Here is a 2,731-nt window from a genome sequence, read left to right as displayed (position 1 = left end):
TCATACTCATCTCTTTTATCATCAAGATACCTATTTATTTCGTTTAATTCCTTAAGAGATTTCTTTTTTAAACTTTGAATTTTTATATTCTTAGCTCCTGTTTCTTTAGATGAAACACCTCTATCTAAATCAAAACCTTTACTTGTTACGTAACTAAAAAACTTATCCTGAAGTTCTGTAAGTTTTTTCTTTCCATCCAACCACTCTTTAGCACTAAGCCGTCCATCAGAAGTTATAGGAGTAAAACCTAAGTGCATATGAGGTGTAGTTTCATCCATATGTACATTTGCATAAATTATATTTTCTTTTCCAAATTCAGTTTTAACAAATTCATAAGATTCTTTAAAAAATCTTTTAGTTTCATCAGATCCTATTCTTTTAAAAAAATCTGGATCTGATGTTATAAGACATTCAACATTTAAAACAGCATCTTTTCTTATTGCCTTTTTACCTGTATATCGTTCTTTAATTTTTTTATTTATCTCGTCTATGTAAACTATATTTTGTTTATTGTGTAAATCGTAATTTAAATTAGTTCTATTAAAATCTATATCCTTGTTGGAATAGTTTTTATTCTCTCTTTGATTATGCCTTTGGCATTTATCAAGTACAGTTAACTTTATTTTTTGGGTTCTAAATATTGCATAACTCATAAAAAAATCTCCTTTTTTTAATACATAAGTTTGGTGCAAACTTAGCACCAAAATGCCTTCAAATCGAAGGCATAATCATTATACAGATTAAAAAATCTGTATAAAGTGTAACATACTACACTTTACTTTATAAGTAAAGCCGTATGCCATTGCATGGAGCTAAAGACCTTGGGGCGTTGCCCCAAAACCCCACAAGGGGTAAGCACCCCTTGACCGCATAATTGGGCGTTGCCCAAACCCACACTCGGCGTGAGCCAAGCCCCTACTTTGTAGGAGCAGTTCACAAGTGTGGAGCTTCCATTCCATCAATAGCCTTTCTCGGCATATTCTCCTTCACATTCGTTCAGTCCGATATTCCAAGGTGCTATTGATTACATTCTCAGCTAGTACAAGCCATATAAAAGCTTTTTAAATTTATTCCAGGTATATTTTATTGATTAGCTAGGTTAAAAACGGCTAGAAACGAAGTCAGAGGTGGAGATTTAAAAATTTTTCAGCTTTAGCGATTTGAAAAAATTTTAAATACTACCTTGATGAAGTGGAGAGCCAACACTAGAGCAAAGCCTCACCCACTTTATGTGGTGTGAGCCTGCCCTCGGCGAGTGTGGGGTATGGGGCAACGCCCCATATTTTTAAAAGTTTTTTGAGGGTTTGGGGGGCATTTTTCAAAAACCCCCCAAGGTTTTACCGTAGATTTATCGAAGGTTGCCGATAGGCTCCCTTTATATAAGATAAGAGAAATTTTTTTGCAAAACTTTAATAATCGTTGAAATTTCAATATTTATTAGGGTTTTGCTTGGTCAAATTTTTTTAACCTTTTGGTCAAGTTTTTTTAACCTTTTGGTCAAGTTTTTATTTACTTTTTGGTAAATAATTGCTAGAATTATTTACAAATAGATGTTTGGGAGGTATAGTAATGCCAAAGCAACAAAAAGAAAATTCAACTTTATATGTAGGTCAAGATATATGGATAAATGAAAGAACTGGAGAAAAAATAACAGCTAATCAGATAATAAAGAAAACTCCAAGAAATGGATTTATGATAACTTATTTATCAGCTATGATTAATCTTATTGATAGATTAGGAAATAAAAAGATGCAAGTTGTGAAATACATATTAGAAAATATGGATAAATCTACAAATACACTAATTATTACTACTAGAGAATTAGCCAGTAAAACTAAGGTTTCAAAGCCTGTGGTACTAGATACTTTAAAGATATTAGAAGATGCTAAAATAATAGCAAGAAGAACAGGTGCTATTATGATTCATTCTGATTTGGTTCATAGAGGTAGCGAAGAAAAAGAAAAATATTTGTTAGCTAGATTTGAGGAGTTTGGAGAATAAGTCTAAAAAAGAAGTAGCACAAATGCCACTTCTTTTTTATTTAAATAAGTCTTTTAACAAGTCTAAGATTTGCAAGAAAAGAACTATTATTTCTAGTTTCTTTTTCATAAGTTCACCTCCAATAATTAATCCTTCAAACATTTATTACTAAAGGTGAACTCCTATTTACACATTAGAATATTTATAGTTCTAAATCATAGCTATTATTTCTAGCTTTAGTTTTACTTTTTTCTTTTTCCTTTTCTTTAAATTTCTCAAAAGCTGATTCAATTTTATATTCCGATAAAAACTTTTTGAAATAATTCAATTCTCTATTATACAAGTCTAATTCTTTTTTGTGTGATTGTTTTAACTCATGAATAAAGTTATTTTTAGAACGAATTTCTCTCTGCCAGTTCTTTCTATATTCTTCACTTTCATTTTTATAAATATCTTTTAACTTTTCTTTCGCTTTTAGTTGATCACTTACAGTTGCATATAAATTATGCTGCTCATAAGCTTTGATTGCAGATTTTCTTAATTTTTCAAAATCATCTTTTTTTATTTTGACATGCTCTGTATCTTTTTTAAATAAAGTTGATGCATCTTCACACTTAATAGCATTAATCTGAGATATATCTAATGAGTTTTTGTATAGTATTTTAGTTACTTTTTCATACTCATCTCTTTTATCATCAAGATACCTATTTATTTCGTTTAATTCCTTAAGAGATTTCTTTTTTAAACTTTG

General features: G+C 29.9%; 3 protein-coding genes. 1 reads left to right on the top strand and 2 read right to left on the bottom strand.

Going from position 1 to position 2,731, the window contains the following annotated elements; translation table 11 throughout:
* A partial coding sequence (gene mobV / locus I1959_RS15135; RefSeq protein WP_195238917.1) for a MobV family relaxase occupies nt 1-653 on the bottom strand: 653 nt, incomplete at its 3' end.
* Between the two features lie 916 nt (nt 654-1,569).
* On the opposite strand from mobV, the gene I1959_RS15130 reads away from it, so the two are divergent.
* On the top strand, nt 1,570-2,001 hold the full coding sequence (locus tag I1959_RS15130) for a replication/maintenance protein RepL (protein WP_195238915.1): 432 nt from the start codon (nt 1,570-1,572) through the stop codon (nt 1,999-2,001).
* Nucleotides 2,002-2,182: 181 nt separating this feature from the next.
* On the opposite strand, the gene I1959_RS15125 is transcribed toward I1959_RS15130, so the two are convergent.
* Nucleotides 2,183-2,731, bottom strand: a 549-nt coding sequence (locus tag I1959_RS15125; RefSeq protein WP_195238913.1) for a hypothetical protein, incomplete at its 5' end; no start/stop codon positions are given.

This window comes from Romboutsia sp. 1001285H_161024_C4, from assembly GCF_015550185.1.
GTDB classification, from domain to species: domain Bacteria; phylum Bacillota; class Clostridia; order Peptostreptococcales; family Peptostreptococcaceae; genus Romboutsia_C; species Romboutsia_C hominis.
This window is presented reverse-complemented; position numbering and strand designations above follow the sequence as displayed.

What these genes read in the sequence shown, in the direction of transcription:
- I1959_RS15130 (WP_195238915.1), top strand. Translation starts at nt 1,570, where the DNA reads ATGCCAAAGCAACAAAAAGAAAATTCAACTTTATATGTAGGTCAAGAT.